The 21,872-nt window shown below is 75.6% G+C and carries 18 protein-coding genes; 10 read left to right on the top strand and 8 right to left on the bottom strand.

The features are described from left to right. Nucleotides 1–242 precede the first annotated feature (242 nt). Both Q6348_RS13920 and Q6348_RS13925 read right to left on the bottom strand, forming a co-directional pair. Nucleotides 243–716, bottom strand: a complete 474-nt coding sequence (locus Q6348_RS13920; RefSeq protein WP_304602001.1) for a GNAT family N-acetyltransferase — start codon at nt 714–716, stop codon at nt 243–245. 4 nt (nt 717–720) lie between these two features. Next, nucleotides 721–2,382: a DEAD/DEAH box helicase gene (locus Q6348_RS13925; RefSeq protein WP_304602002.1), complete on the bottom strand. Its 1,662-nt coding sequence runs from the start codon at nt 2,380–2,382 to the stop codon at nt 721–723. Between the two features lie 151 nt (nt 2,383–2,533). Here Q6348_RS13925 and Q6348_RS13930 point away from each other — a divergent pair, with 151 nt between their 5' ends. Beyond that, nucleotides 2,534–3,211 carry a ferritin-like fold-containing protein gene (locus Q6348_RS13930; RefSeq protein ID WP_304602003.1) on the top strand — a complete coding sequence of 226 codons (678 nt, stop codon included), beginning with the start codon at nt 2,534–2,536 and terminating at the stop codon, nt 3,209–3,211. Nucleotides 3,212–3,235: 24 nt separating this feature from the next. Here Q6348_RS13930 and Q6348_RS13935 read toward each other — a convergent pair whose 3' ends face one another. Both Q6348_RS13935 and Q6348_RS13940 read right to left on the bottom strand, forming a co-directional pair. Next, nucleotides 3,236–3,463 carry a DUF3107 domain-containing protein gene (locus Q6348_RS13935; RefSeq protein ID WP_350339679.1) on the bottom strand — a complete coding sequence of 76 codons (228 nt, stop codon included), beginning with the start codon at nt 3,461–3,463 and terminating at the stop codon, nt 3,236–3,238. A 24-nt stretch (nt 3,464–3,487) separates the two neighbouring features. Further along, nucleotides 3,488–4,129, bottom strand: coding sequence for a TetR/AcrR family transcriptional regulator (locus tag Q6348_RS13940; RefSeq protein WP_304602005.1), 642 nt, complete (start codon nt 4,127–4,129; stop codon nt 3,488–3,490). A 97-nt stretch (nt 4,130–4,226) separates the two neighbouring features. Between Q6348_RS13940 and Q6348_RS13945 the strand changes: the two genes are divergently transcribed. From Q6348_RS13945 to Q6348_RS13955, 3 genes are read left to right on the top strand one after another with little or no spacing between them, the layout of a single operon-like run. After that, nucleotides 4,227–5,180, top strand: a complete 954-nt coding sequence (locus Q6348_RS13945) for a DUF3152 domain-containing protein (protein WP_304602006.1) — start codon at nt 4,227–4,229, stop codon at nt 5,178–5,180. Between the two features lie 12 nt (nt 5,181–5,192). Further along, complete coding sequence (locus Q6348_RS13950; RefSeq protein WP_304602007.1) at nt 5,193–8,330, top strand: ATP-dependent helicase; 3,138 nt, start codon at nt 5,193–5,195, stop codon at nt 8,328–8,330. Beyond that, on the top strand, nt 8,327–11,554 hold the full coding sequence (locus Q6348_RS13955) for an ATP-dependent helicase (RefSeq protein ID WP_304602009.1): 3,228 nt from the start codon (nt 8,327–8,329) through the stop codon (nt 11,552–11,554). The genes Q6348_RS13950 and Q6348_RS13955 overlap by 4 nt, the downstream gene beginning before the upstream one ends. Nucleotides 11,555–11,647: 93 nt before the next feature. Here Q6348_RS13955 and Q6348_RS13960 read toward each other — a convergent pair whose 3' ends face one another. Then, entirely contained in the window at nt 11,648–13,006 is a 1,359-nt protein-coding gene (locus tag Q6348_RS13960; RefSeq protein WP_350339680.1) for a phosphotransferase, read from the bottom strand. Between the two features lie 80 nt (nt 13,007–13,086). Between Q6348_RS13960 and nudC the strand changes: the two genes are divergently transcribed. From nudC to Q6348_RS13980, 4 genes are all read left to right on the top strand, one after another. Beyond that, entirely contained in the window at nt 13,087–13,983 is an 897-nt protein-coding gene (gene nudC, locus Q6348_RS13965) for an NAD(+) diphosphatase (RefSeq protein WP_304602010.1), read from the top strand. Between the two features lie 52 nt (nt 13,984–14,035). After that, a complete protein-coding gene (locus Q6348_RS13970; RefSeq protein ID WP_304602011.1) occupies nt 14,036–16,048 on the top strand; it encodes an ATP-dependent helicase in 2,013 nt (670 codons plus the stop codon). 163 nt (nt 16,049–16,211) lie between these two features. Beyond that, on the top strand, nt 16,212–16,355 hold the full coding sequence (locus tag Q6348_RS13975) for a hypothetical protein (protein WP_304602012.1): 144 nt from the start codon (nt 16,212–16,214) through the stop codon (nt 16,353–16,355). A gap of 106 nt (nt 16,356–16,461) precedes the next feature. After that, on the top strand, nt 16,462–16,800 hold the full coding sequence (locus tag Q6348_RS13980; protein WP_304602013.1) for a WhiB family transcriptional regulator: 339 nt from the start codon (nt 16,462–16,464) through the stop codon (nt 16,798–16,800). An 89-nt stretch (nt 16,801–16,889) separates the two neighbouring features. Here Q6348_RS13980 and Q6348_RS13985 read toward each other — a convergent pair whose 3' ends face one another. Together Q6348_RS13985 and Q6348_RS13990 are read right to left on the bottom strand one after the other, a co-directional pair. Continuing rightward, on the bottom strand, nt 16,890–17,894 hold the full coding sequence (locus tag Q6348_RS13985) for a thiamine biosynthesis protein ThiF (RefSeq protein ID WP_304602014.1): 1,005 nt from the start codon (nt 17,892–17,894) through the stop codon (nt 16,890–16,892). Nucleotides 17,895–18,004: 110 nt separating this feature from the next. Next, entirely contained in the window at nt 18,005–18,160 is a 156-nt protein-coding gene (locus Q6348_RS13990; RefSeq protein ID WP_304602015.1) for a DUF5679 domain-containing protein, read from the bottom strand. A gap of 226 nt (nt 18,161–18,386) precedes the next feature. Between Q6348_RS13990 and Q6348_RS13995 the strand changes: the two genes are divergently transcribed. Next, entirely contained in the window at nt 18,387–19,001 is a 615-nt protein-coding gene (locus tag Q6348_RS13995; RefSeq protein ID WP_304602016.1) for a M48 metallopeptidase family protein, read from the top strand. A 1-nt stretch (nt 19,002) separates the two neighbouring features. Here the strand turns inward: Q6348_RS13995 and Q6348_RS14000 are convergent, their stop codons facing one another. After that, entirely contained in the window at nt 19,003–20,403 is a 1,401-nt protein-coding gene (locus Q6348_RS14000) for a zinc-dependent metalloprotease (RefSeq protein WP_304602017.1), read from the bottom strand. Nucleotides 20,404–20,591: 188 nt separating this feature from the next. Here Q6348_RS14000 and Q6348_RS14005 point away from each other — a divergent pair, with 188 nt between their 5' ends. Beyond that, the gene (locus tag Q6348_RS14005; RefSeq protein WP_304602018.1) at nt 20,592–21,755 is read left to right on the top strand and encodes a YlbL family protein; all 1,164 of its coding nucleotides are present in this window, start codon (nt 20,592–20,594) and stop codon (nt 21,753–21,755) included. The last annotated feature ends 117 nt before the right edge of the window (nt 21,756–21,872 follow it).

The raw sequence follows: 21,872 nt of genomic DNA on the forward strand, positions 1-21,872 counted from the left end.
CCGCCGAGGAGTTCCTCACCGCACCCGCCACGAAGAAGGGTGAGGTTCTCGCGGGGCTCGCTGCTGCGGGTCGCGCGACGTACCGGGCCTGACGGCCCATCCGCGACGCCCGCTGCCGGCCTGTGCCCCCGAAGCCGTTCCGGCCGGCAGACGGGGCTCGGGCCGGCCGCGGTCCGGCGCGAGTGCGGGGCCGGGGCATCCACGCCCCGGCCCCGCGTCATCTGCCGTTCGGTTGAGCGGGCTCACCCGCGCTCGTACCGCCGGCAGGGTGAGACGAACTCCTGGCCGTCGACCTGCACGTGGTACGGCAGCGGGCCGACGTCGTGCCAACCGTTGCGCTCGTAGAACCGGCGCGCGCGGGCGTTGCCCTCCACGACGGCGAGCCATGGCACCGCGCGTCCAGCGGCCATGATCTGCCGCTCGCCCTCGGCCAGCAGCGTGTCGGCCACCCCGGTACCGCGGTGCTCGCGCGCGACGAAGAGCTGTTCGACCTCGTCGCCGACCACCATGACGAACCCGGCCACCTCCCCGTGGGCCACGGCCACCGTCGTCTGCCCGAGCCGGGCGGCTGCCCGCGCGTCGAACGCCGGCCGGGTGCGCACGGCGGTCAGGCCGTCCGGGACGTGCCCGGCGTGCCCGTCGTGCCAGCCGACGTGCCAGATCTCCGCGATCCGGCCGACGTCCTGCTCGGTCGCCGGCCGCAGCACGCTGGCCACGCGGTCAGGAGTCGGTCGACGTGGCGCCGGTCGCGCCGCCGGCACCGCCCGAGCCGCCCTCCGTGGTGCTGCCGGAGCGGCGACGACGGCGACGGCGCTTGCGGGCGGGGGACGCCTCGGACCGGGTCGCGTCGCCGCCGTGCGCGTCGGACCCGGAGTGCTCGCCCTTGCCGTGCTCGCCCTTGCCGTGCCGGTCCTCGCCGTGGCCGTCCTTGCCGTGACCGCCCTTGCCGTGCCGGTCCTTGGAGTGCCGGTCCTTGGAGTGGCCGTCCTTGCCGTGCCGGTCGCGGCCGTCACCGTGGTGCTTGCCGGTCTCGCCGAGGTCCTCGAGCTTCTCGGCAGCCAGGCCCTCACGGGTCCGGGCCGACCGGGGCAGGCGCCCCGTGGTGCCCTCGGGGATGTCCAGGTCGGTGTACAGGTGCGGCGAGGAGGAGTACGTCTCCTGCGGGTCCGGGAAGCCCAGGTCCAGTGCCCGGTCGATCAGTGCCCAGCGCGGCACGTCGTCCCAGTCGACGAACGTGACGGCGGTCCCCGTCTTGCCCGCTCGCCCGGTCCGGCCGGTGCGGTGCAGGTAGGTCTTGTCGTCCTCGGGGCACTGGTAGTTGATGACGTGCGTCACGTCATCAACGTCGATGCCGCGTGCGGCGACGTCGGTGGCCACCAGGACGTCGATCTTGCCGTGGCGGAACGCGCGCAGCGCCTGCTCGCGCGCGCCCTGGCCCAGGTCACCGTGGATGGCGCCGGCCGCGAAGCCGCGCTCGGTGAGCTCGTCGGCGACCTTGGCCGCGGTGCGCTTGGTCCGGGCGAACACCAGGGTCAGGCCCCGGCTCCGGGACTGCAGGATGCGCGCGAGCACCTCGACCTTGTCCAGCGCGTGCGCCCGGTAGACCACCTGGGTGATCGCCTTGAGCGTGAGGCCCTGGTCGTCCGGGTCCGCGGCCCGGATGTGCGTGGGCTGGGTCATGTAGCGGCGGGCCATGGACACCACGGCGCCGGGCATCGTCGCCGAGAACAGCATCGTGTGCCGCGAGGCCGGTGTGCGGGCCAGGAGCTTCTCCACGTCCGGCAGGAAGCCGAGGTCGAGCATCTCGTCGGCCTCGTCGAGCACCACGGTGGTGGCCCGGGACAGGTCCAGGTGGCGCTGGTTGAGCAGGTCGACCATCCGGCCCGGTGTGCCGACGACGACCTCCACCCCCTGGGTCAGGGCCTCGATCTGCGGCTCGTACGCGCGGCCGCCGTACAGCAGGGTCACGCGCACGCCCCGGTTGCGGGACGCGGTCTGCAGGTCCCCGGCGACCTGGATCGCCAGTTCACGCGTGGGCGCGACGACCAGGGCCTGCGGCTTGCCCGGTGCCGGCAGCCGGTCGAAGCCCTCCTCGCCGGGGGCGATGACGTGCTCGAGCAGGGGGAGGCCGAAACCGAGGGTCTTGCCGGTACCGGTCTTCGCCTGGCCGATGATGTCGTGCCGAGCGAGCGCGACGGGCAGGGTCATCGCCTGGATCGGGAACGGGTGGGTGATCCCTGCGTCGGCCAGCGCCGACGTGATCTCGGTCCGGATCCCGAAGTCGGCGAACGTCTTGTCGATGGCGGGGGCCTTGTCGGTGGCGGGGGCCTTGTCGGTGGCGGGCGCAGCGGCGCCCGGCGCACCCGTGGGGGTGGCGGTCATGTCGTCCTCTCGAAGCCGTGCGGCCACCGCGGGGCGGGGCCCGGCACGGGCGGGGTGGTAGCCGATCGCACAAGAGACGGCGTGCTGATCACGCGAGGCAGACGAGACGACCGGTCAACCGATGTACGACCCAAGCCTATAGCCTGGACGGATGAGCGACTCCGCGCCCGACACCGCTGCACCGGCCGCACCGGGGGACCTGGCGCTCCCGTTGCTGGGGATGATCGCGTACTTCCAGCTCGCCGCGTTCACACGGCTCGCGGCGGACTCCGGGCTGGCCCCGACGCTCACGCAGCGGCTCAGCCTGGCCGGGTACGCCCGCAACGCGCTGAACCGGGTCGACCGCGTGGCCGGGCGGATCGTCGAGCTGGGCGGTGACCCGCAGTCGGCGATGCGGCCGTTCGCCGGGGTTCTCGTGGAGTTCGACGAGCGCACCGAGCCGTCCACCTGGTCCGAGCGACTGCTCAAGAGCTACGTCGGCTACGGCGTGGCCGACGACTTCGCGCGCGTGCTCGCCGAAGGCCTGGACCCGGCCTCGCGCGAGGTGGTCGACGAGGTGATGAGCGACGACGGGCACGGGGCGACAGTGGTCGCGGCGCTGGAGGCCGCCGGCGCCGACGACGCGACGCTGTCCCCGCGGCTGGCCCTGTGGGGCCGCCGACTGGTGGGGGAGTCCTTGGGCGTGGTGCAGCGCGTGCTCGGCGCCCACCCGGAGGTCGTGCGGCTGCTCGCCGGGGCGTTGCCGGGCGACGAGCCCCAGTCCCGGCTGTTCGCGCGGCTCACCGCCGAGCACACCCGCCGGATGGATCGCCTCGGCCTCGCTGCGTGACACGGCCGTCGAACGGCCGCCGGGTCAGAGGTTGAAGCCGACCCGCCTGGCGTCGTCCGTGCCGAGCTCGACGTAGCCGACCATGCCGGCGGGGACCAGGACCCGCCTGCCCTTGGCGTCCACGAGGTCGATCGGCGCGCCGACCTCGAGCGCCTTGAGCACGTCCTTGGCGATCTTGTCCGCGGTTCCGTCGAGCTCGACCACCAGCTCACGCGCCACGTTCTGCACACCGATCGTGATCTGCACGCCCATCCCTTCGTCGTCGCTGACGCCATCCTAGGAGGAGGACGTCGGCTCGGCGTCCCGGCGTCCGGGGATCAGCCCCTGCACCCCGCTCCACGCGAGCCTGCCGACCAGGTCCACGGCGGTGTCCGAGTCGACCGTCGAGGGCCGGTGCCGGGACGTCGCGGTGACCTGCGCCATGCCCACGAGCACCTCGGCCAGGAGGTCGGCCTCCGGCTGCGCCAACCCGGTGAGGTCCCGCAGCCCGCGGCAGACCGCGTCGGCGGCCTCCCGGGACGCCGCCTCGACGCGCTCACGGACCTCGTGGTCGCGTGTCACGTCGGACTCGAACAGCAGCGACGACGTCTCGCCGGCCTGCTCGACGAAGCCGACGAACGCGGCGACGATCGCCCGGGCGATGTCGTGGCCGGGCGGTCCGTCCGCGGTCGAGGCCCGCGCCAGCTCGGCGTCCACGGCGGCGGCCAGGGCCTGGCCACGGCGGTCGACCACGGCCAGGTAGAGGTCCAGCTTGGACGGGAAGTGCCGGTAGAGCACCGGCTTGGAGACCTCGGCACGATCGGCGATGTCGTCCATGGACACGTGGTGGTACCCGTCGCGGGCGAACATCTGCTCCGCGATCGCGAGCACCTGGGCGCGTCGGTCGTCGGCGGACATCCGCGGCGGACGTGGGGCCATTGGCGCATGCTAACCACGGCTCCTGCCGCGCGGGCCCCGTCCACCAGGATCGCTACGAACGTGTGACGTGCGGCGGCGCCGGTGCCACGATGGCCTGGTGCCCGAGCTCCTCCAGCACGCCAGGCCCCTGCGGCTCGCGCGGCACGCGCGACGCTCGGGCCCGGTGCTGACGCGCGGGAGGTTCGGAACGCTCGGTCTGGTCCCGGCGGTGCTGATCGGGCTCGGCGCGGGGTCCGCGACCGGCCTGGCGATGGCGTACTCACCGGCGACCGAGACCGCGGCGTCGGACGTCCGTGCCGCGAGCGACCGTCTGACGGGCGACCGTGCGGGGAGCGACCGTGCGGGGAGCGACCGGGTGGCCAGCGGGCGTGCGGCGCCGGCCCCCACGCCGGTCTCCTCCCCTGCCCCGTCGGGATCGGTCGACTTCCTCACCCCACCCGGTTCCCCGGCCGCGCCGCCGTCCGGCATGTCCGCCGCCGACCGGATGGCCGGTCTGCTCAGCACCGACGTCCCGCAGCGCGCCGGTTGGGACCTCGTGGTGGTGGCCGGCTCGAGCCCGGCGCCCGACCCGGACGCCCCGGTCCGCACGGTGCGGGTGGAGGTCGAGGCCGGCCTGCCGGTGGACGGTGAGCGGTTCGCGACGCTGGTGCTGGGCATCCTGAACAACCCGCAGGGCTGGGGGCACGGCGGTGCACTGAGCTTCGCGCGGACCGACGGCGACGCGGACCTGCGGGTGGTGCTCGTCTCGCCCGACAAGGTCGACGCGATGTGCGCGCCGCTGGCCACGCGCGGCACGTACTCGTGCGGCCGTTCCGGGCACGCGGCGATCAACTACGCGCGGTGGGCCACCGGAACGGACGCGTTCGCCGACCTCACGGTGTACCGGCAGTACCTCATCAACCACGAGGTCGGTCACCTCCTGGGGCACCCGCATGAGCAGTGCCCCGCGGCCGGCGCGGTCGCCCCGGTGATGCAGCAGCAGACGGTCGCCGTGGCGCCCTGCCTGCCCAACGGCTGGCCCCACCCCGACTCCGGTGTCGGCGGCCTGTGATGGGATCGGGGCGTGGTCGAGCTCCTGGCGCCGGTGGCGCGCCCGCCGTGGCCGGAGCCTGACCCGTCCCAGCGCCGGGTGATCGAGCACCGGGGGCCCCTGCTGGTCACGGGCGCCCCGGGATCGGGGCGCACGACGACGGCGTTGGCGGTGGTCGCGGACCGGGTCGCGTCCGGCGAGCTGGACGTCTCCGAGACGCTGCTGATCGCCCCCACCCGGCTCGCGGCCGCGCGGCTGCGCGATGCGCTATCGGGGCGTCTGCGGGCCACGACGGGCGAACCCACCGTGCGCACCGCCTCCTCGTTGGCGTTCTCGGTGCTCCGGGCACGTGCGGCGCTGCTCGGTGAGCCGCCGCCGACGCTGATCAGCGGCCCCGAGCAGGACCTCGTGCTGGGCGAGCTGCTCGCGGGGCACCTGGCGGGGGAGGGCGCCGCCGTGCCGTGGCCGGACCGGGTCCCGTCCGAGGCGCTCGGCCTGCGCGCGTTCCGCGACGAGCTGCGTGACCTGCTGATGCGGGCGGCCGAGCGGGGGCTGCGCCCCGAGGACCTCGACGTGCTGGGTCGCACGCACGCGCGGCCCGAGTGGCGGGCCGCGGCAGCGGTCTACGCGGAGTACCTGGATGTCACGCGGCTGCGCTCCGGAACCCCCGACGCGGGTGCCCGGTTCGACCCGGCCGCCGTCGTCGACGAGGCCACCGAGGCGTTGGGGGCCTGGTCGCACGAGGTGCCGCACGCAGCGCGGCCGTCGTGGCGGCTGGTCGTGGTGGACGACTACCAGGAGGCCACGGCCGCGACCGTCCGGCTGCTGCACGCGCTCGCCGACGACGGCGCCGAGCTGGTGCTGCTGGCGGATCCGGACCTGGCGGTGCAGACGTTCCGGGGCGCGAGCCCGGGGCTGGCCGACCGTGCCTCGCTGCCGGCCGGGAGCGAGCTCGGGGCGTTCGGCGCGGACACGGCCGTGCTCGAGCACGTGTGGCGGCACGGACCCGGGCTGCGCGAGGTGGTCCGGGCGGTCACCGCGGAGATCCGGGGCCCGCAGTTCCGGCACCGCCAGGTCCCCGGCGACGCCGCCCGGGCCGAGGACCGCGCGGAGGTCCACCTGCTGCGGTCCGTGGCGCAGGAGTCCGCCGACGTCGCGCACGTGCTGCGCGGCGCGCACCTGCACGACTCCGTCCCGTGGCGCCGGATGGCGGTGGTCGTGCGGTCCGGTGCGCAGGTCGCCGAGCTGCGCCGCGCTCTGCTGTCCGCGCGTGTCCCGGTGGCCGTGGACGCCTCCGACGTGCCGCTGCGGGTCGAGCCCGCGGTGCGGCCGCTGCTCACCGCGCTGACGTGCGTGCTCGACCCTGATGCGCTGGCCGAGCACGCCGCGACGCTGCTGACCTCGCCGCTGGGCGGGCTGGACCCGGTCGGGCTGCGGCGCGTGCGGCGTGCGCTGCGCGCCGAGGAGCTTGCGGGTGGCGGCGGGCGGACCAGCGATCCGCTCCTGGTCGAGGTCCTCGCGGACCCGGCGCGTGCCGCCACCCTCCCGGCGGAGCTCCGACGTCCGGTGCAGCGGCTCGGGCAGGTGCTGGCGGCGGGCCGCGCCGCGCACGGCTCGGGCGTGCTCGAGGTGCTGTGGGCGATGTGGTCGGCCGCCGGACTCGCAGAGCCGTGGCGGCGGGCGGCTCTGGCGGGCGGCGCCGCGGGGGCGCGGGCGGACCGCGACCTCGACGCGGTGCTGGCCCTGTTCGCCGCCGCGGAGCAGTTCGTCGACCGGCTGCCGCAGGCGCCGCCCCAGGCGTTCCTCGACCACCTCGAGGCGCAGTCCCTGCGTGCGGACAGCCTGGCGGCCCACGGCGGCGTCACCGACGCCGTCTCGGTGCTGACCGCCGCAGCCGCCGCGGGGCAGGAATGGGACGTCGTCGTGGTCGCCGGCGTGCAGGAGGGTACGTGGCCCGACCTGCGGTTGCGCGACTCGATGCTGGGCGCCGGGCACCTGGTCGAGGTCCTCGCGGGCCGCGCCTCGGCCCCCGAGTCGTCCGCGGAGGCGCGCCGTGCGGTGCTCGCCGACGAGCTGCGGGCGTTCGCCGTCGCGGTGTCGCGAAGCACGACGCGGCTCGTGGTCACGGCGGTGCGCGACGCCGACCACCAGCCGTCCCCGCTGGTGGACCTCGTGGTGCCGGGGAACGGTGAGGGTCCGGACCCGCGCGTGCGCGCGGTGCCCGCCGCTCTCGACCTGCGGGCCCTCGTGGCCCGGTGCCGTGCCGCGGTGGAGCGCGACCCCGGGTCGCCGGCCGCGGGGCTGCTCGCCCACCTGGTCGAGCACGGTGTCGAGGGTGCGGACCCCGACACCTGGTTCGGCACCCGGGCGCTGTCCTCGTCGCGGCCGCTGTGGCCGGAGGAGGGGCCGGTGCCGTTGTCGCCGTCCCGGCTGGAGCTCGCGGCCACGTGCGCGCTGCGCTGGGCCCTCGAGCAGGCGGGCGGGACGGCTGCCGACTCCCGCGAGCAGACCCTGGGCACGCTGGTGCACGCCGTCGCGGCCGCGCTGCCGGAGGGGAGCCAGGAGCAGCTCGCAACCCTGCTCGAGGAGCGCTGGTCGGAGCTCGGGCTGTCCGACGGGTGGCTGGCGACCCAGGCCCGCCGGCGCGCCGACGACATGGTGCGCAAGCTCGCCGCCTACCTGCGCACCGCCGACGAGGCCGTCGCGTGCGAGGAGAGCTTCTCGGTGCGGGTCGGTCGGGTCGAGCTGCGCGGCCAGGTGGACCGGCTGGAGCGCGCCGGCATGGACGCGGACGGGCATCCGCTGCTGCGCGTCGTGGACCTCAAGACCGGCAAGACGGCCGTGCGCAAGGACGACGCCACGCGGCACCCCCAGCTCGGGGCGTACCAGGTCGCGGTCGACGCCGGCGGGTTCGACCACCTGGTCCCGGGCGCGCGGGCCGGCGGCGCGACGCTCCTCTACGTCGGGACAGCCGCCCAGCGAGTCACGCTGCGCGACCAGATCGCCCCCGCCCAGGACCGCGAACCGGGCTGGGCGGCCCAGCTCACCGAGGCCGTCGCCGAGGTCGTCACGAGCGGCGCGATGGCCGCAACCCGCAACGACGGCTGCCAGACGTGCCCCGTGCGGCGATCCTGCCCGGCCCAGCCCGAAGGCCGGGTGGTGGGCGCATGAGGTCCGCGGTCCAGATCGCCGAGCTGCTCGGCCGCCCGGCACCGACGCCCGAGCAGGTGGCCGTCATCGAGGCCCCGCTGGAACCTGTCCTGGTGGTCGCCGGGGCCGGGTCCGGCAAGACGGAGACGATGGCCGCGCGCGTCGTCTGGCTGATCGCCAACCACCGCGTGGAGCCGGCCGAGGTCCTGGGCCTGACCTTCACGCGCAAGGCCGCGGGGGAGCTCTCGCAGCGCGTGGCGTCCCGCCTCGCACTGCTGCAGCGACGGTTGGGCGGCGAGCTGAAGACCTCGCGGTTCCTCGCGCCGACGGTGTCCACGTACCACGCCTACGCGGCGTCGCTGGTGGGCGACCACGCGCTGCGGCTGGGCGTCGAGCCCGCGTCCCGCCTGCTGGGGGAGGCCGGGCGGTGGCAGCTCGCGCACGACGTCGTCGAGCACTGGGCCGGGGACCTGGACACCGCGTACACGCCCCGGACCGTCACCGCCGCGGTCCTGGACCTGGCCGACCAGCTCGCCGAGCACCTGGTCGAGCCGGACCGGCTGCGCGAGGAGTGCGAGCGCATCGTGGCGGCCATGGCTGCGGCGCCCGAGCGGGAGCGGGCCACCGGAGCCGCCCGCACCCTGCTCCAGGCCGCGGCCACGTCGGTCGCGCTGCGGGCCCGGCTCGTCCCGCTCGTGGAGGAGTTCACCGCCCGCAAGCGCGAGCGCGACCTCATGGACTTCGCGGACCAGGTCGCCCTCGCGGCGCGCGTCGCGCGCGAGGTGCCCGAGGTGGGCGCGGGCGAACGGGCCACGTACCCGGTCGTCCTGCTCGACGAGTACCAGGACACCTCGGTGGCGCAGCTCGTGCTCCTGCGGCACCTGTTCGGCGACCGGTCCGGGGTGAGCCACCCGGTCACCGCCGTCGGCGACCCGCACCAGTCCATCTACGGCTGGCGAGGCGCGAGCGCCGGTGGTCTGGAGCGGTTCTGCGAGCAGTTCCCGCGGGCCGGGGACGCTGGTCCGCAGCCCGCGCACCGCCGGGAGCTGTCGGTGTCGTGGCGCAACGACGTGGCGATCCTGGCGGCGGCCAACACCGTCGCGGCACCGCTGCGGGCCGAGGCGCGGCTCGACCTGCCCGAGCTGTCCGCCCGTCCCGGGGTGGGGCACGGCGAGGTCAGCGTGCAGTACTACGAGGACGCCGAGTCCGAGGCCCGCGAGGTCGCCGCGTTCGTGGCACGCCGCCGCCGTGAGCTCGGCGTGGACGGGCGGCCGGCCACCGCGGCGGTCCTGTGCCGCAAGCGCTCACAGTTCCCGGCGCTCGAGGCGGCGCTGCTCGCCGCCGGGCTCCCGGTGGAGGTGGTGGGCCTGGGCGGGCTGCTGTCCACGCCGGAGGTCGTCGACCTGGTCGCCGCGCTCCAGGCCGCCTATGACCCCTCCCGAGGGGACGCCCTCATGCGGTTGCTCACCGGCCCACGGGCCCGGCTCGGCCTGTCGGACCTGGCGGCGCTCGCGGACTGGTCGGCGCACGCGGCGGCGCGTCCCGCCGAGCACGGGGTCGAGCACCGGGTCGAGCACGGCGCGGCGCACGGAGGCGAGCGCGGGGTGGGCCACGGCGCGGAGCCCGACGTGGTCGACGAGCGGTCGATCGTCGACGCTCTCGACTCGTTGCCCCCCGCGGACTGGACCAGCCGCCACGGGCGGTCCCTGACCCCCGTGGGCCGGGCCCGGCTCGCCGAGCTCGCCGCAGTGCTGCGCACCCTGCGCAGCCAGACGTTCCTCCCGGTGGCGGACCTGGTCGCGGAGGCCGAGCAGCTCCTCGCCCTGGACATCGAGGTCGCCGTGCGGCCCGTCAGCCCGGCCACCGCGCGCGCACACCTGGACGCGTTCCGGACCGTGGCCGCGCGGTTCGACGCGGAGGAGGGCGGGACGCTGGGGGCCTTCCTCGACTGGCTGGCAACCGCCGAGGCCGAGGAGCGGGGGCTCGAGGCGCCGGTCGCCGAGCTCGACCCCGAGGCGGTCCAGCTCCTGACCGTGCACGCCGCCAAGGGCCTGGAGTGGGATGTCGTCGCCGTCCCGGGCCTGGTCGAGCGCACCTTCCCGGTCGGTCCGCCGTCCTCCGGCTGGCTCACGGCGCACGGCTCGCTCCCCACGGCGCTGCGCGGGGACCGCGAGTCGCTCCCGGACGTGTCGGTCACCACCGGTGGCACGCAGGCGGAGCTGGGTCACCGGCTGCTGGAGTACAAGGACGCGGTCGCCGAGCACGAGCTGGCCGAGGAGCGCCGGCTCGCGTACGTCGCGGTGACCCGGGCGCGGCAGGCCCTGCTGCTGTGCGGCTCGTGGTGGCGCGGCGGCGTCAGGCCCACCCCGCCGTCCCGGTTCCTGGCCGAGCTGACCGACGCGCACGCGTGGACCCCGCCGGAGCAGCCACCCGCGCCCAGCGACCAGGCGCCGCTGGTGTGGCCCGTCGAGGCGGCCATGGGGGGCCGCCAGGAGGCGGTGGACCGCGCCGCAGTCGCGGTGCGTGCGGCGGCGCCGAGCGCCGAGTGGCCCGACCACGACCCGGAGGGACAGGACCTGGCTCGCACCGCCGCGCTGCTGCTCGCCGAACGCGCTCGCGGACGGGAGCAGGCGGGCGTCCCGCTGCCCGAGCACCTGTCCGCGTCCGCGCTGGTCGCGCTCGAGACCGACCCGGCGGCCTTCGCGCTCGCGCTGCGCAGACCGGTGCCGACGCCACCGTCGACCGTCGCCCGGCGGGGCACTGCATTCCACGCCTGGGTCGAGCAGTACTTCGGTCGCGCCGCGCTCGTCGACGTCGACGAGCTCCCCGGCGCCGACGAGGCCGTCGACCCGGAGCTCGACGCGCTGCGGGCGGCGTTCCTGGAGTCGGAGTGGGCGGGCAGACGACCGCTCGAGGTCGAGGTCGACGTGGAGACCACGATCGGCACCACGGTGGTGCGGTCCCGCATCGACGCGGTGTTCGGCGAGCCCGACGGCGGCGTGGTCGTCGTCGACTGGAAGACCGGCGCGGTCCCCGCCGAGGACCAGCTGCGCCACCGTGCGCTCCAGCTCGCGGTGTACCGCCTCGCGTGGTCGCGGCGCACCGGGCTGCCGCTGGAGAAGGTCCGGGCGGCCTTCGTCTACGTCGCCCACGGGGTCACGGTCCGCCCCGAGGCGCTCGCGGGCGAGGAGGAGCTCGCCCGCGTCCTCGGGGTCGGCGAGCTCGAGGACGCGCTCAGGGCCTGACCGGGGCCGACAGCGCGCCTGCCCAGGCGGGAGGTCCGAACGGTGCAGCCTTCCCGTCGCTATCCGACGGGAACGCTGCACCGTTGTGGGCCATCACTCCTGGTCGGACTGCCGCGGCCGGTCCCACGCGGCGTCGTCCGTGGGCTCCGTCGGCTCGCCGGACTGGTCGACGTCGGGCCCGGACGCGGTGACGATCGGTTCGCCGGACCACTCGACGCCCGAGCTGCGCGGGGACGCGTCGTCCGGGCCCGAGCTGCGCGGGGACTCCTCGTCGGGGATCGCTTCCGCCGGCCGGCCCTCGTCCACCGCCCTGGCGTGCCCACCGTCGTCCTGCCGCTCGGCGTCGTCGGCCGCCCACGCCTGGTCCGGTGCGGCGCCGCCGTCCTCGGTGAAGGCGAGCTGGTCCTGGGCTGCGGCGGTGGCGGACCGGCGCACCGGCGGGTTCGGTGCCGGTGCGGCGGAGGTGTCGGTCTCGCGCGCGGCAGCCTCCTGGCGGGCGGTCTCCTGCTCGGCTGCCGCCTCGCGGGCGGCCGCCTCGTACCGGGTCAGGTGCTCCTCGAGCTCGTCGAGCATCGAGCGGGCGTCGTCGATCACCGCCTGGTCGCCGATGTTGACGCCGTGCATCAGCCACCGGACGACCGCGAGCTCACCGGCCAGCAGCGCCCGGGTTGCCAGGTGCGGATCGCGCAGCTCGGTGCGTCGCAGGTGGTAGGCCTCGATGATCGGGTCGACCGCGGGCTGCGGTGCGGCCACGAGCAGCCAGGCGAGGTCGTCGGCCGGGTCGGCGACCTTGGTCTCCGACCACCCGAGCACGCCGACCGGCACGTCGTCGCGCACCAGGACGTGCTCGGCGGACAGGTCCCCGTGCACGACGGTGGGCTGGAAGTGCCACAGCGCGACGTCCTCCAGGGCGCGCTCCCACCGGCGCAGCAGGAAGGCCGGCACGTACCCGGTGCGTGCGGCCTCGTCGAGCTCGCTCAGCCGCCTGCGCCGGTAGGAGTCGGCGTCGTAGACCGGCAGCCCGGCGTGCTCCACCACCGAGACCGGCAGCTCGTGGATCGCCGCGATCGCGCGGCCGAGCGCCGCGGCGAGACCCGGGCCGGGGCCCAGCTCCTCGAGACGGATCGGGCGGCCCGGGAGCTGACGGTGGACCACGGCGCGCCCGCCCTCCGGCAGCGAGACCGAACCGGCCAGGCGCGGGACCTCGAAGGGCAGCGCGCCCGAGTCCACGTGGGTGACGAGTCCCGCCAGCAGTGCGACCTCGGCCTCGAGGGCCGCGCCCGCCGCAGCGTCCTGCGGCGCACGCGTCGTCCACCGTCCGCCGGTGGCGTCGATGACGACGGCGGCGTCGATGCCCGGCCCGGGGTGCGAGGCGCGGCGCACGTCGACGGCGTCGAGGTTGGGGACCGCGACCGTGGACAGGGCCGCGAGCACCAGGGGAGAACGTGCCACGGGCCCACCGTACGGCTCGGGCGCCGCGCTCGGGCGCCTCCCACGGGCGTGTCCGGCCAACCGCCGCCTACCGTGTGCCCGTGGACTGGACCCGACTGCCCCTCTCCCGCGACACCACGGACCGCGCCGCACACCGGCGCACGGACCCGGACCTGGTCCGGGACTCGTGGGCGGCGCCGGGGACGCGCGTCGTGCTGGTGCACGGCGCAGCCGTGGCGACCACGGCCGACCGGGCCGCCCTGGACCTCGCCAACCCGGCCGAGGTCGCCGACCCGGGGCTCGTGCTCTTCCTCGGCGCGGACGAGTCCGGTGACCTGATGGCCGTCGTGCGCGAGGACCCGGACCCCGACCGCACGTGGAGCGGGCTGCGCGACTGCGGGCACGTCATGGGTGACCGCGACTCGGGGCTGGCCACCACGGCGCTGGCGCTGGCGGCGTGGCACGCTCGGCACCCGTGCTGCTCCCGCTGCGGCGCGGCCACGGAACCGGCCCTGGGCGGGTGGACCCGGCGCTGCCCGCAGGACGGTTCGGAGCACTACCCGCGCACCGACCCGGCCGTGATCATGGCGATCACCGACGCCGACGACCGTCTGCTGCTCGCGCACGGCGCCGCGTGGCCCGAGCGCCGGTTCTCCACCCTGGCCGGCTACCTCGAGCCGGGTGAGACCCCCGAGCACGCCGTGGTGCGCGAGGTCGCCGAGGAGACCGCGGTCCGCGTCGTGGACCCGCAGTACCGCGGCAGCCAGCCGTGGCCGTTCCCGGCGTCGCTCATGCTCGCGTACACGGCCCGTGCGGTGACCACGCAGATCACCGTGGACGCGACGGAGGTCACGCAGGCGCACTGGTTCAGCCGGGCTGCGCTGGCCGCCGCCGTGGCCACGGGCGACGTGGTGCTGCCCACCCGCACCTCGGTGGCGCGTGCGCTGATCGAAGACTGGTACGGCGGCCCGCTGGACGCGGGCGACGCCCCGCGCTGACCCGTCCGTGGATCGTCCGCGGGTGTCCCCGGCACCTGCGACACTCGCCACGATGTCCACCACCGCCGACGCCCTGCTCGAGCCGCTCGACCCCGAGCAGCGTGAGGTCGCCCTCGCGCTGCGCGGACCGGTGTGCGTGCTCGCGGGAGCCGGCACGGGCAAGACCAGGGCGATCACCCACCGCATCGCGTACGGGGTGCGGACCGGGACGTACCCGCCGGCCTCGGTGCTGGCCGTGACCTTCACCGCTCGGGCCGCGGGCGAGATGCGCACCCGGCTGCGGGACCTGGGCGTGGTGGGCGTGCAGGCCCGGACCTTCCACGCGGCGGCGCTGCGTCAGCTGTCCTACTTCTGGCCCCGGGTGGTGGGCGGTGCCCCGCCGCGCATCCTCGAGCACAAGGCGCAGGCGGTCGCCGAGGCGGGGCAGCGGTTGGGGCTGCGCCTGGACCGGCTCGCGGTGCGCGACCTGGCCTCCGAGGTGGAGTGGTCGAAGGCGTCCCTTGTGCCGGCCGACGACTACGTGGCGGCGGCGGACGCGACGGACCGCCCGCTGCCGGCGGGGCTGGACCGGACCGCGGTGGCCAAGCTCATCAGCGCGTACGAGGAGGTCAAGGACGCGCGCGCGGTGATCGACTTCGAGGACGTGCTGACGCTGCTCGGGCACATGATCGAGAGCCGGCAGGACGTCGCCGAGCAGGTGCGCGGCCAGTACCGGCACTTCGTGGTCGACGAGTACCAGGACGTGTCGCCGGCGCAGCAGTACCTGCTCGACCAGTGGTTGGGGTCGCGGCACGAGCTGTGCGTGGTCGGTGACCCCAACCAGACCATCTACTCCTTCGCGGGGGCGACCCCGCACCACCTGCTGACGTTCACCGAGCGGCACCCGGGGGCGGCCGTGGTGCGACTGGTGCGCGACTACCGCTCGACGCCGCAGGTCGTGGACCTCGCCAACCGGGTGCTCGGGCGCCGCGCCCGTCAGGTCTCCGGCCTCGAGCTGATCGCGCAGCGTCCGCCCGGGCCCGCGGTGACGATCGAGGACTACCGGGACGACGAGGAGGAGGCCGCCGGTGTCGTCGCGCGCATCGGCCGCCTGGTGGCCTCCGGCGTGCCGGCGCGCGAGATCGCGGTGCTGTACCGGACCAACGGGCAGTCGGAGGTGTTCGAGCAGGCGCTCGCCGACGTGGGCATCGGATACCTGGTCCGCGGCGGGGAGCGGTTCTTCGCCCGGCGCGAGGTGCGCGACGCCCTGGTCCTGCTGCGCGGCGCCGCGCGATCGATGTCGGACGTCCCCCTGGGTGAAGCCGTGCGCGACGTGCTGGCCGGCGCCGGGTGGAGCCCGGAGCCGCCCGCCGCGCGGGGTGCGGTCCGCGAGCGGTGGGACTCGCTGCAGGCGCTGGTCGGCCTCGCCGACGAGCTCGAGGCGAACGGGCCGACCCGGCGACTCGCGGACGCACCGGACGGCCCGGGTGCGGAGGGTGCGCAGCGCGCGACGCTCGTGGACCTCGTCGCAGAGCTGGATGACCGTGCCGCGGCGCAGCACGCCCCAGCGGTGGACGGGGTGACGCTCGCGTCGCTGCACGCCGCGAAGGGCCTGGAGTGGGACGCGGTGTTCCTCACGGGGCTCAGCGACGGGCTGGTCCCCATCTCGCTGGCCGAGTCCCGCGCGGCCGTCGCGGAGGAGCGTCGGCTGCTGTACGTCGGCATCACGCGGGCGCGGGAGCACCTGCACCTGAGCTGGGCGCGGTCGCGCACGGGTGGGCGGTCCTCACGCGAGCGCACGCCGTTCCTGGCCGGTGTCCTGGGGGACGGCCACGCGTCGTCGGAGCCGGAGCAGGCCGACCCGGAGCTGGTCGAGGCGCTGCGCACCTGGCGGGACCGGATCGCGCTGGAGTCGGAGCGGGCCCCGCACAACGTGCTGCCGGACGCCACCCTGACCCGGGTTGCGCTCGCCCGGCCCGGCACGCGCGCGGAGCTCGCGCGGGTGCCGGGCGTCGGGCCCGTGACCATCGACGGCTTCGGGGACGCGATCCTGGCCGTCGTCGCTGGTCAGCGCCCATGGGGGTGACCCGCGCGGGGCGCGCGGGACAGCGCTGCGGGTGCTCGCGAGAAGTTCTGCGGTAATTCCGTTGTGCGGCCCGGCGCGCGGGGTCTAGCGTGTTCGCTGTCCTGACCGGTGCCAGGGGCTGGAAGACGCCCTGGGCGGAGCGAGAGAGGGGGTGGGTGACCGAATGATGATCGACACGGCGATCTGCGGGATCGATGCCGTGCGCCCCGCGCTGCCCACCCCGACCTTCCTCCAGGGGACAGCTGCGCCCGCTCGCGGTCGTGAGATCGGCGCATCGCCCGCCTCCGCCCCCGACTCCTCGGTCTGACCGGAACGCCTGCTCAGGCCGCGGAGTCCACCGGGACCCGCGGCCTTCGTCTTGAGGGCCTGGTCCCAGCATCAGCCCCAGACTTCGCAGGACCCGAGGAGGAGCCGTGCGGCTCACCACGCTGCTCGACACGCTCAACAACGGTGGCAACGGACCGTGGCCGCCCGAGGCGTCGACACTCACCGACCCCGAGTTCGACCTCGTCATCTCCAGCCTGATCCCGTGCCGTCAGAACGACGCCGAGCTCTGGTTCGCCGAGCGCGAGTCCGAGGTCGAGCAGGCGAAGGCGCTGTGCCGTGCCTGCCCGGTGCGCGAAGGGTGCTTGGCCGGCGCCGTGGACCGTCGCGAACCGTGGGGGGTCTGGGGCGGTGAGGTCTTCGTCGACGGTGTCGTCGTCCCGCGCAAGCGCGGTCGCGGCCGCCCCCGCAAGGTGGCCGCGGCCTGACGTCGCCGGCGACCCGCACGCACCGGCCGCCACCGGCCACCGCACCGCACCGGCCGCCACCGGGCACCGCACCGGACCGGCGCCACCGGTCAGCGCACCTGGCTCCCGCACCCGCACTCGGGGTGCGGGAGCCAGTGCTGTGCCCGGGGGACGGTCAGCGGCAGGCTCAGCTCGAGCGCGGCGTCGTGCGTCGCGCACGGGCGGCCGTCCAGGTGCGCGAGCACCTGCACGGTGGCCAGGGCACCTGCCGCGACGGCCAGGGTCGACTCCGCGACCAGGCTCGCGCTCGCCCGCGCCGCGACGAGCTGGGCTGCGACCAGCGGCCAGGCCGGGTCGGCATCGGCGCGGTGCAGCTCGGCGCACGTCAGGCAGGCGGTGCTGCCGGGCACCACCAGGGGTCCGACCAGGACCGACGCCTCGCGGACCAGGACGGACAGGTGGGGTACGCCCGCGTCGCGCAGCGGGGTGTGGCGCACCGGGTCGGCCACGGCACGGTCCACGAGCACGACGAGGTCCGGGCTCCGGCCGACCGCCGCCAGGGTCTGGGCGCGGGGCCGCGCTGCACGGACCGCACGCGCGACGGCCAGCTCCCGGGGTTCGCCGAGGTCGCGGTCGGTCAGGCCGCCGAAGCCGACGTCCGCCGGGAGGACCGGCGAGGGGTCGTCGAGCTCGAGCCGTCCCACCCCGGCCAGTGCGAGCGTCTGGGCGACGGCGATGCCCACCCTGTCCAGCCCCCAGATCCGCACCCGGGCGGCCGCTCGCGCGGCCAGCAGGGGTGCGACGTCCCCGTCGGCGGACAGCAGCGACCACGCCCGGAGATCGGCCTGCTCGGCGGGGGGGACAGCCGCGGGCGTACGGACCATCAGGTGGCCCCGTGCGAGGTGGTCGAGGATCGCGTCGGCCTCCTCGGCGTCGACCCCGGCGGCCTGCAGCGCGGTGCGCACGGTCCGCTCCGGTGCGCCAGGGGGGAGGGCGGCCAGCACGCCGGCGGCTGGTGGGCTCAGGTCGCCCAGCGCCACGGCCCACCGCGGGTCGGTGCCGACCTGGACGGTCGTGGTGTCCCGCCGCACCACGGGCAGGGTTCGCAGCTGCACACGGCCTCCTCTCCGGCAGCAAGCGTGCTCGGGTCCGGGAGGCGGCAGGGGTTGTCCACACATGACAAGAGGCGGCCCCCGATGGGGACCGCCTCTCGCGGGTGCCTGGCTCAGGCCTTGCCGAGGATCCGGTTCAGCTTGGTGCCGCAGACGGGGCAGGTGCCCTTGGCCATCTTGCGGCCGTTGGTCACGACGACCTCGCCGGAGGTCTGCCGCTTCTCCTTGCACTTCACGCAGTAGAACTCGCCCTCGTAGGTCTCGGCCATGGTGTCTCCGTTCATCAGCCTGGTGCGTCGGTCGTGGTCGAGCCGACGGGCCGGAGCGCGGTGATTGGTCGGCTCCGTGCTCGGATCAGCGTAACGGTGCCGCATGGCCGTGCGTGGCTCGCTCCGGGATCGGCGCGTCGTGCACGGTCGGGCCGCGGTGGGGGCCGTCCACCGGTCGTCTGGTCGCCCGAGGCCGGTGTCCGCCGCGCGGGCTACCGTTCCCGGTGTGGACGACGAAGCACTCGCGACGGCCCTGGAGCGGGTCGAGGTCCGGCGCAGCCGGCGACGCACCCGCACGGTGAGCGCGTTCCGGGAGGGCGGCCGCACCGTGGTGGCCATCCCGGACCGGTTCACCGCGACCCAGGAGCGCGAGTGGGTGCGCAGGATGGTGACCAAGATGCTCGCGTCGGAGCGGCGCAGGACCCCGTCGGACGCCCAGCTCGAACGCCGGGCGGCTGAGCTCTCCGATCGGTACCTGGACGGCCGTGCCCGCCCGGTCAGCGTCGCGTGGTCCGCCCGCCAGGGCAGGCGTTGGGGGTCGTGCACGCCGTCGGAGGGCACGATCCGGATCTCCACGAGGTTGCGCGGTGTGCCGCGGTGGGTCCTGGACTACGTGCTGCTGCACGAGCTCACGCACCTGCTGCATGCGGGCCACGGCCCGGGGTTCTGGGCCGAGCTCGAGGCGTACCCGCGCACGGACCGCGCCCGAGGCTTCCTCGAGGGTTTCGCCCACGCGACCGACCTGCCGCCCGAGGACACCGACGCCGACGAGCCCGGCGGCGAGGCCGACGGGTACCGCGGTGACCTCGAGGAGCCCGGCGCGGGCGTCGACGCGGGTTAGGTCAGCTCTCGCCCCTCTTGCCCTCGTCGTCCTGCCCGAAGATCTCGGCGAGCGCGCGGTCCAGGTCCGCGTTGTCGGCCTCGGCGGCCTCCCGCCGTGCCCGGTAGCCCGTCGGGTCGTCCAGGTCCTCCGCCGTGGGCAGCAGGTCCGGGTGGTCCCACACCGCCTCCCGCGCGGCCGCGCCGCCCTCTTCGGCCAGCGTCGCCCACAGCGTCGCGGCGTCGCGGGACCGCCGGGGCCGCAGCTCCAGGCCGACCAGGGTCGCGAAGATGTCCTCGGCCGGCCCGCCGGCCGCGCGCCGACGACGCATCGTCTCGCGCAGGGCTGCGGTGTGCGGCAGGTGCGCCTCCGCGGCGACGGACGTGACGTGGTCCACCCACCCCTCGATCAGGGCCAGCAGCGTCTCCAGCCGCAGCAGCGCAGCCTGCTGAGCCGGGGAGGTCGCCATGGCGAACACGCCGCCGGACAGCGCATCGGCGATGCCCTGCGGGTCGGTCGGGTCGATCGAGCGGACGGCGTCCTCCAGGGCGTCGACGTCGATCGCGACCCCCCGCGCGTACGCGTCGACGACGCCCAGCAGGTGCCCCTGGAGCCACCCGACGTGCGTGAACAGCCGGGCGTGGGCGGCCTCGCGCAGCGCCAGGAACAGCCGCACCTCGTCGGGCGGGACGTCCAGGCCCTCGGCGAACTCGGTGACGTTGCGCGGCAGCAGTGCGGTGCCGGGCCCTGGCAGCAGCGGCACGCCGATGTCGGTGGTGCCCAGCACCTCGCGGGACAGCGTCCCCACGGCCTGACCCAGCTGGAGCCCGAACACGGCGCTGCCCAGCTGGCGCATCATCGGCGCCATCGCGCCGGCCAGGTCGCCCATCTCCTCGGGCATGTGCTGCTCGCCGATCACCCGCGCGAGCTCCGCCGAGACGCTGCCGGCGACCGGCTCGGCCAGGGTGCGCCAGCGCGGCAGGGTCTGCTCGACCCACTCCGACCGGCTCCAGGCGCGCACCGGCCCTCCGCAGGCGGGCAGGTCGGTGGCCTGGTCGAGCCACAGCTCGGCGACCCCGAGCGCGTCGACCACCGCGCGGCGCTCGGTGTCCGTGACGCTCGGGTCGCCCTCGGCGGCGGCGGTCTGACGGGCCAGGTCGTGCGTGAGGTCGGTGTTGATCGGTCCGGTGCCCGAGGCGAGCACCTGCTGCATCTGCGACACCATCGCCTGCACGGCCGCGGGGTCCTCCGGCAGGCCCATGCGGCTGGCCAGCTCGGCCAGGTCGATCGGTTCGCCGTCAGGGCCCTGCAGGCCGTGCTCGGCGATCTCCGCGATCACCTCGTCGGCCTGCGGTCCGAGCATCTGTCGCAGCATGGCCGCCCAGGCCGGGGGGATGCCGGGGGTGGGGTCCGGAGTGGACATCGGGCCTCCAGGGGAGAGGTGGTTCGTCCACGGTAGCCGGGGGGCGGCCCGGGGCCATGCCCCGTGGGCCCGGTTCGCGACCGGGTTCGCTCAGGGCGCAGCGACGCCGGCCCGCGGGCGCCGAGGTGAGAGCGGTGCGCCGCGCGGCTCGACGCGAGCCACCCGGCGGCTCAGGGGATGATGACCCGGTGAGCGACGACCCCCGCACCCCTGCGCCGGACGCGACCCCCCACGGCGAGCCCGACGTCGCCGAGGGCGGCGACCCGTTCGTGCCCTCGGACGACGAGGGCCAGGACGAGCCGCGGCCCGCGACGCCGCGGTCGATCACCCTCAGCGTGTCGGTGGTCGCGCTCGCCCTGCTGCTGGCGGTCGCGTCCGCCCTGCCGCTGCCGTACGCCGTGGAGGCGCCCGGGCCGACGCTGAACACGCTGGGCGCGCACGACGGCAAGCCCCTGATCGAGATCCCGCACGCGAAGACCTACCCCGTCACCGGTCAGCTCCGGCTGGTGACGGTGTCCACCGCGGGCGGCCCCGGCTACCCGGTGACGCTCGGCCGGATGCTGTCCGGCTGGGCGTCGCGCCAGGACTCGGTGATCCCGGTCGAGGCGATCTTCCCGCCGGACCAGACCCAGAAGCAGATCTCCCAGGCCGGGCAGCAGGAGATGATCTCCTCCCAGGAGGACGCCACCGTCTCCGCGCTCGAGGAGCTCGGCTACCAGGTGCCGACCACGCTCACCGTCGGCGACGTGATGACCGGCAGCGGCGCCGACGGCCACGTCCGCAAGGGCGACGTCATCACCGCGGTGAACGGGGTGCAGGTCGACTCGTTCTCCGCCCTGTCGACGCAGATGGACGCGGTGCGCCCCGGGGACACCGTGACGCTGACCGTGACGCGCGACGGGTCCCCGACGCAGGTGCCGGTGACCACCACCGACGACGGTCACGGGCGTGCGCTGCTGGGCGTGCTCATCGACCCGAGCTTCGACTTCCCGGTCGACGTGTCGATCCAGATCGAGAACATCGGCGGCCCGAGCGCGGGCACGATGTTCGCGCTGGGGATCATCGACCTCCTCACGCCCGAGGACATGGCCGACGGTCAGGTGATCGCCGGCACGGGAACCATGGACCTGACCGGGACCGTGGGGCCCATCGGCGGCATCCGGCAGAAGATGTACGGCGCGCGGCACGACGGCGCCACGTGGTTCCTGGCCCCGGCCCAGAACTGCGCCGAGGTGGTGGGCCACGTCCCGGACGGCCTGCACGTGGTCTCGGTCACGACGCTGCACGGCGCGCGCCAGGCCGTCGAGGCGATCGGCGCCGGCAAGGGCGACCAGCTCCCCACCTGCTCCTGACCGCGGCCCGCGGATCGCGCCACCGTGGTCAGAGCGCGGCGCTGCGGTCAGAGTGCGGCGCTGCGGTCAGAGTGCGGCGCCCGGGACGCCGCGATCTGCGACGAACGCCGCGATCTG

Origin of the sequence: Actinotalea lenta, assembly GCF_030586465.1 — a bacterium.
Classification (GTDB): domain Bacteria; phylum Actinomycetota; class Actinomycetes; order Actinomycetales; family Cellulomonadaceae; genus Actinotalea; species Actinotalea lenta.

Excerpts from the sequence above, each read along its gene's own strand:
- Q6348_RS13955 (WP_304602009.1), top strand. The coding sequence starts at position 8,327 with ATGAGGTCCGCGGTCCAGATCGCCGAGCTGCTCGGCCGCCCGGCACCG.
- Q6348_RS13925 (WP_304602002.1), bottom strand. The coding sequence starts at position 2,382 with ATGACCGCCACCCCCACGGGTGCGCCGGGCGCCGCTGCGCCCGCCACC.
- Q6348_RS13990 (WP_304602015.1), bottom strand. The coding sequence starts at position 18,160 with ATGGCCGAGACCTACGAGGGCGAGTTCTACTGCGTGAAGTGCAAGGAG.
- Q6348_RS13970 (WP_304602011.1), top strand. The coding sequence starts at position 14,036 with ATGTCCACCACCGCCGACGCCCTGCTCGAGCCGCTCGACCCCGAGCAG.
- Q6348_RS13975 (WP_304602012.1), top strand. The coding sequence starts at position 16,212 with ATGATGATCGACACGGCGATCTGCGGGATCGATGCCGTGCGCCCCGCG.
- Q6348_RS13930 (WP_304602003.1), top strand. The coding sequence starts at position 2,534 with ATGAGCGACTCCGCGCCCGACACCGCTGCACCGGCCGCACCGGGGGAC.
- Q6348_RS13940 (WP_304602005.1), bottom strand. The coding sequence starts at position 4,129 with ATGGCCCCACGTCCGCCGCGGATGTCCGCCGACGACCGACGCGCCCAG.
- Q6348_RS13935 (WP_350339679.1), bottom strand. The coding sequence starts at position 3,463 with ATGGGCGTGCAGATCACGATCGGTGTGCAGAACGTGGCGCGTGAGCTG.
- Q6348_RS14000 (WP_304602017.1), bottom strand. The coding sequence starts at position 20,403 with ATGTCCACTCCGGACCCCACCCCCGGCATCCCCCCGGCCTGGGCGGCC.